Annotated in this window: 6 protein-coding genes and 1 pseudogene; 1 reads left to right on the top strand and 6 read right to left on the bottom strand. The window is 28.6% G+C overall.

Annotated features, from left to right (window positions below; translation table 11 throughout):
* Nucleotides 1–819 precede the first annotated feature (819 nt).
* Entirely contained in the window at nucleotides 820–1479 is a 660-nt protein-coding gene (locus tag HMPREF9129_RS03680) for a GntR family transcriptional regulator (RefSeq protein ID WP_004820481.1), read from the top strand.
* Between the two features lie 260 nt (nucleotides 1480–1739).
* Here the strand turns inward: HMPREF9129_RS03680 and HMPREF9129_RS12235 are convergent.
* The 6 genes and pseudogenes from HMPREF9129_RS12235 to HMPREF9129_RS03655 all read right to left on the bottom strand — a co-directional run.
* Nucleotides 1740–1901: pseudogene (locus HMPREF9129_RS12235) on the bottom strand (LysM peptidoglycan-binding domain-containing protein); the annotation flags it as partial.
* A 296-nt stretch (nucleotides 1902–2197) separates the two neighbouring features.
* On the bottom strand, nucleotides 2198–3466 hold the full coding sequence (locus HMPREF9129_RS03675) for a TRAP transporter large permease (protein WP_004820477.1): 1269 nt from the start codon (nucleotides 3464–3466) through the stop codon (nucleotides 2198–2200).
* The gene (locus HMPREF9129_RS03670; RefSeq protein WP_004820475.1) at nucleotides 3463–3933 is read right to left on the bottom strand and encodes a TRAP transporter small permease; all 471 of its coding nucleotides are present in this window, start codon (nucleotides 3931–3933) and stop codon (nucleotides 3463–3465) included. Before HMPREF9129_RS03670 ends, HMPREF9129_RS03675 begins: the two co-directional genes overlap by 4 nt.
* A gap of 9 nt (nucleotides 3934–3942) precedes the next feature.
* On the bottom strand, nucleotides 3943–4980 hold the full coding sequence (locus HMPREF9129_RS03665; RefSeq protein ID WP_004820473.1) for a DctP family TRAP transporter solute-binding subunit: 1038 nt from the start codon (nucleotides 4978–4980) through the stop codon (nucleotides 3943–3945).
* 15 nt (nucleotides 4981–4995) lie between these two features.
* On the bottom strand, nucleotides 4996–5667 hold the full coding sequence (locus HMPREF9129_RS03660; protein WP_004820471.1) for a DUF2848 family protein: 672 nt from the start codon (nucleotides 5665–5667) through the stop codon (nucleotides 4996–4998).
* An 11-nt stretch (nucleotides 5668–5678) separates the two neighbouring features.
* Nucleotides 5679–6446 (bottom strand): carbon-nitrogen family hydrolase, encoded by a 768-nt coding sequence (locus HMPREF9129_RS03655; RefSeq protein ID WP_004820468.1) that lies wholly within the window; start codon nucleotides 6444–6446, stop codon nucleotides 5679–5681.
* Nucleotides 6447–6504: the final 58 nt, after the last annotated feature.

Genomic DNA, 6504 nt, shown 5'->3' with positions numbered 1-6504 from the left:
AAAATCCCAATACTCCTAAACTTTTTAGCAATTCTCCCAACATTGCACTTGTCATAATATCATCACCCTTCTTTTTAGTATATTACTATAGTAATACAAAAAACATGTTATTTCAAATTCAAACTTAAAAAACTATTATTTATTAAACTAAAAAATGACAAGATTCAAAAAACTGATAATGCCCATTTAAGTATGAAAAAAAGAAAAGGTTACTTACCCCCTCATAAACGGTATAATTTTTAAAATTAAATAAAAAACAAACAGGTGAATTTATTGGAACTAAGTCCAAAATATTTAAAAAAGGATCTCATTATCTTAGACGTGCTGTTTAGTCTACAGAAACGGTTGCTCCTTTTAATGATCTGTCTCTTTCTGTTTATTACCAAGATCTAAAAAGTAGAGGTGAGTTTCAAAACACCGCTGTCGGTGCTGTTGCCAGAAAATTAATCAACATAATTTTTGCTGTTTTAAGAGACAACAAAGCTTATATCCCACATATTTAATTTTCACTTTATTTAATTATTTTTTGACCTATTTTGATAGGTCTGTTTTCCATGTTATTGTTTACATATTTTAGTTTTTGGTTTATTATTTATTTGCAAGTAGAAGGATACAACGCTAATGCTAAATTCTTACATCTACTTGTGATTTACAGATATTAAGAGTGCAGATAGCTTCCTCTTTTTACACATTGTATCTACATGCGATACACTAAAGATATCTATTGCCATTTAATAGCTGGTCTTTTGTTTCTTATATTAAATTTAACTAATATTTAGTTTGATTTTTATGATATAATATATTGATAGGAGATTAAATATGTTAAACATAAAATCATTTAGTGATGCCGCTTATGATGAAATTAAAGAACGTATTTTAAATGGTTTTTATACACCTGGTATGTCTTTAAATGAAAGAACTTTATCGGAAGACTTCGGAGTTAGTAGGACTCCAATTCGTGCAGCGTTACAAAAATTATCTATTGAGGGTTGGATTATAAACGAACCTTATAAAAAAAACGTTGTTAAACAATTTAATTTAAATGAAATTCTAGAAGCTCAAAAAGTAAGAACTGCATTAGAACTTATAGCAATTGTTGATGCAAGTAAAAATATTACAGATGAGGATATCCTTTATTTAGAAACATTAGTTGATGAACAAGAATATACTAAAGACTATAGTAAATCATTTAGTATAGATAGAATTTTTCATACTTTTATTTATGAAAAAAGTGGTAATACAATCTTGCTATCTGTATTAAATAATATTAGCGATATTGTCAGATATTTTGGACTCATGGCAATGTATTTACCTGGAAGAGATTCACAAACTATTACTGAACATAGAAAAATTGTATCTGCTCTGAAGACTAAAAATTTAGATAAAATTAATGAGGCTATGGAATATCACATGTCTCAAACTACATCTGCTCTACTACAACGTTTAAACATTAAAGAAAATTTAACAAAAAAAAGATAGTGCCAGAGAATGATTAAAAATTGTTTTAAGATGATAACTGGCTTCTAATATGATATTTTTGTCATTATTTTTGATATATAGATTTATATCTTAAAAAGAATATCCAAAAAACACCTTAGACATATTAACGTTTTTATCTAAGCAACTTTTTGTACTTAATAGGGTCTGTTTGATTTTTTAATAGTTTCCTATGTAATTAATTCAAATTTATATCTGGCGCAATTAATTAAATATATCACAAATTACTGCTCTTATACCTCTAAATGTCTACGGTACTCATCTTTAAGAGATTCTTTTGTCCCATCAAAATTTTTATTCCATCTCATTAAAGATGATTTAGAAAGTTTATATATTCTTAATATAAAGGATAGAGAATACCCTCTCATATAAGATTTAACAACATGATATCTTGTATCTAAAATATGCGGTAAATATCTTTATTTTTTTGTATAATTGTATTCCTATGGAGCGTACTTTCTTTTTTAATTTTAGTTAATTTAATTATATAGGTACTCTCTCTATTTTTCTTTTATTTAGTCTCGCATCTATTGTAATGCTACATAAAGTTCTGTATTAAAATTCATTTTACTTTTAACATTAAAATATTTAGTACAAGCTTTTTATGATTAATTAATGCACTGATCAAACATTTCAAAAAAACGGCTTTCTCATTACAAGTTAACCGTTTTTATTTGAACATTTTTCAGCAGCTCTCATTTTATTTTACTAAAATATTAGGTAGTATTAAAACTAAATCTGGTATATATGTTATCAATAATAAGACTACTAAAAGTACACATAACATAGGTAATAAATCTTTAAATTGGTCTTTTAAAGAAACTTTAGCTATTGATCCAGCTACAAATAAACATACCCCTAAAGGTGGTGTACACATTCCTATAGTTAAATTAACAGCCATTATTAAGCCAAAATGGACTAAATTAATTCCAAACATTTGAGCTAATGGTAAAAATAAAGGTGTAAATATTACTACAGCAGAAGTTGTATCAATAAAGGTTCCTGCTATTAATAATATTATATTTACTATTAGTAATAATACTATTTTAGATGATACATTAGCAGATAAAAATGCACCTACTGTTTGAGGAATGTTATTCACCGTAATAACCCAAGTAAATAGTGAAGCAAAAGCTATTACTATTAATACTTGTCCTGTAGATTTAGCTGCATCCAGTAATATTTGCGGTAAATCTTTTATCTTTAATTCTTTATAAACAAACATTCCTGTTATTAATGCATAAAATGTTGCAACTGTTGCAGATTCTGTAGGACTAAATACTCCACTCATAATTCCACCTATAATAATTATAGGCATCATTAATGCTAATATTGCATCCTTTCCTGCCCCAATAATTTCACTAAAACTAGCCTTTTTATCTCTGCCTATGTAATTTCTTTTTTTCCCTATATAGTAAGAATATGCTATAAGTGCAACTCCCATTATTATTCCTGGAATAAATCCTCCTATAAATAGTTTCGCAACACTGACATTAGCCATTACCCCATATATTAGTAATGGTATACTCGGTGGAATAATGGGGCCTATTGAGCCTCCTGTCGCTAATAACGGAGCACAAAACTCCCTATCATATCCTTTCTCTACCATTATTGGTGTCATAATACCCCCTATAGCTGCAGTTGCAGCAATAGCTGAGCCTGTTATTGCCGCAAAAAACATGCAGGCTAAAATACTTACCATTGCTAGTCCACTAGGATGATGTCCTAACAATAAATCAGCAAAGTTTACAAGTCTATTGCTCATTCCTCCCTTAAACATTAATCCTCCTGAAAGTATGAAAAGAGGTATAGCAGTGAGTGCAATACTGTCCATTCCAGTAAACATTCTTTGCACAACCACAACTAATGGATACCCATCACTTATTATTTGTCCAAGTGATACAATTCCTAAAGCAAATGATATTGGGATCCCAATTAAAAATGATAAAAATAATATAACTATAATCATTTATTGTCCTCCTCTTTTAAATCTTTTAATAATTTAAATATATTCTGTATGTTATACATTATTAAATATATAGCATTAAATTGTATTGCTGTATAATATATATACATAGGCCAATTAGTATATGGAGCTTTTTGTGTGGTGCCTGTTAGTGTAAATTGAACTCCATAAACGATTAAGAAAATAAAAAATATCATTAAAACTAAATTTATTAATATATATAATATCTTTTGCTTCTTTTCAGATATAAAGCTAAATATTAAATCTATATTTAAATGATCTCCAGTTTTTAAACAATATGCTCCACCTGTTAAACATAGCCAAATAAAACTTAATCTAATTACATCTTGTCCCCATGGAACAGGTAATTTAAGTATAAACCTCATAATAACTTGATAAAATGTTGTAATAGAGAGCACTATTGTGCTCACTATCATTATCAATTGTATTATCTTGTCTAAAATTTTCATATTTCCCTCTTATTTTATAAAATCTCGAACTTCATCAACAAATTTTGGATCTACCATTTTTGCTACTTCATCTTGTTCATAGATGTCTTTTGTAACTTCCTTAAATGCATCTTTATTTACTTCAGTGACTATCATACCTGTTGATTTTAAATCGTCTAAATACTTAGCTTCATTATCAGCAACTATTTTTCTTTGTTCAATAGCAGATTCTTTAGCAGCGGTTTTGATATTTTCTTGTTGTTCTGGAGTTAATTTATCAAAAAAATCTTTATTCATTACATAGCTTATAGCACCATAAGTATGACCATCTAGTGAAAGATATTTTTGTACCTCATTAAACTTCATTGTGGCAATTGAAGCAACAGGATTTTCTTGTCCATCTACCATCCCTTGTTGTAATGCTGTATATAGTTCATTAAATGCTACTGGAACAGCTGATGCATTTAATGATTTCATCAATTCAAACCAAATTGGAGCTTCTTGCACACGAATAGAAAGACCCTTTAAATCTTCAGGATTGGATATTTCTAATTTTGAATTTGTAAAATGTCTAAAACCTAATTCTCCATAAGCTAAGTGTTTAAATCCAGCAGCTTCAAACTCTGGATCTAATTTTTCTGTGATTATTCCATCTAAAGCTTTATATGCTTGTTCAGAATTTTCAAATAAATAGGGTATTGTTAAAACTTGAATTTTTGGAACCCATGCTGGAAGTGTTCCATCCGATGTAACTATTGTCATAGGAATTGTTCCTAATTTTACACCTTCTGCAGCTTCTCTTTCTCCCCCAAGTTGAGAATTAGGATAAATGTTAACTATAAAATCTTCAGAACTTGATTCTAACTTTTCTTTAAACAAGTTTGCTGCAATTGTAGATTGATGTTCTTCATTTCCAGTTACAGCTATTTTAATTTCAACCTTATCTCCTTTTACCTCAGTAGTTGAAGTATTAGAAGCCTTTGTTTCCGTTTTTTGCTTATCATTACTACCACAAGCTGTCATTAACAATAGTCCTAATAAAATAATTCCTATTAACGTTTTTTTCATAAATATCCTCCTAATTTATCTAGCTACCTCTGGAATAATATTCACAGAATACTCAGTTGTAATTTTTCTACCTAATACATTATCAATTAACTCTAAATAAAACTTTTCTCCATATACATAATCATCTACCAATGGAACAGTTCCCGAAAAAATTATACAATCTTGAAGTTCGCCTACTCTATCACTTAATTCTTTTATAATTTCTTCTAATGATAAAATATCCGCCAAAGTTCCTTTTTGATAATATTTTCCATCATATTTAGAATTTAACTCTATCTCTTTAATATGATCTTTTATTTCATCATACTCCCAAATTCTTTTTGCAATAGGTTTTAAACTAACTTGTTTAGCTTTTGTTATAGATACAGACTCTAAATCTCTATCGGTATGATCACTTCCTAAACCTATGTAGAACTTTCCATCTTTTTTTAGAATTACATATTCACATTCTCCAGATGTTTTTTCTCCTACAAAATATAAATCGCTATTACTTGTTACAATTTCTTTTGATACCTCAAAAATTGTTGGAATTTTTGCCGGTGGCTCAACACCCAATTTTTCTTCCAATTCTTTTATATGTTCCATTATTTTTTCCATATTACTTCCAGAATAACCTATTACAAAAACCCTACTTGGATTTATATCTATAGGATACTCTCCACTTTTTGTTTCAACGCAAAACTGCATCACATTCCTCCTTATAATTTATATAATTCTTTTTTCCTATCCCTAAACACATTTATATTTTTTCTTATATCTTCTATTATTGATAAATCAATTACTCCAGTTTTTATTTCATTTTTAGTATCAGGAGTTATTACATATTCTCCCCAAGGATCTATTATCGCTGAATGTCCCCCAAAGTCTCCTGTACTATTTACGCAAACTACATACATTTGATTTTCTATAGCTCTAGCTCTATTTAACGTATCCCAATGTAGTTGTCGTTTTTGTGGCCAGGCTGCCGGTATAAATAATATTTGTATATCCTCTAGTGCATTCATCCTAGTCCATTCTACAAACCTTATATCATAACAAATACAAAGCCCACATTTTATCCCGTCTAATTCAAATGTGCATAATTTATCTCCGGATTGAAAAACTTCATCCTCTCCTGATGGAGAAAACAAATGAACTTTATCATATGAATTTACTAAATTCCCTTTTCTGTCAAAAATATAAGATGTATTATATAAAGTATTATTTTTCTTTCTTGCAATACTACCTCCAACAATATTCACATTATTTATTATTGCAAAATCACTTAAAAATTTTTGCGTTCTTTTTCCGTCAATATCCGCTAAATCTAGAACATTTTTTGGAAAAAAAGAAGTATTCCACATTTCTGGTAAAACGATTACATCTGGGGTTTTTTTAATAGCTTTTTCAAGTTCACTCTTTATTAATTTAAAATTTTCATCCACATTTCCCAGAGTTAATGAGTTTTGAATAAGTGCTAATTTCATATAACTTTACCTCCTTGTATTTGGTATACCATATTTAACGGAAGTTTGTCAATAAATT

It is taken from the genome of Peptoniphilus indolicus ATCC 29427 (assembly GCF_000227315.1).
Classification (GTDB): domain Bacteria; phylum Bacillota; class Clostridia; order Tissierellales; family Peptoniphilaceae; genus Peptoniphilus; species Peptoniphilus indolicus.
Note: the sequence above shows the minus strand (reverse complement) of the source record. Positions and strands in the feature narration are given on the sequence as shown.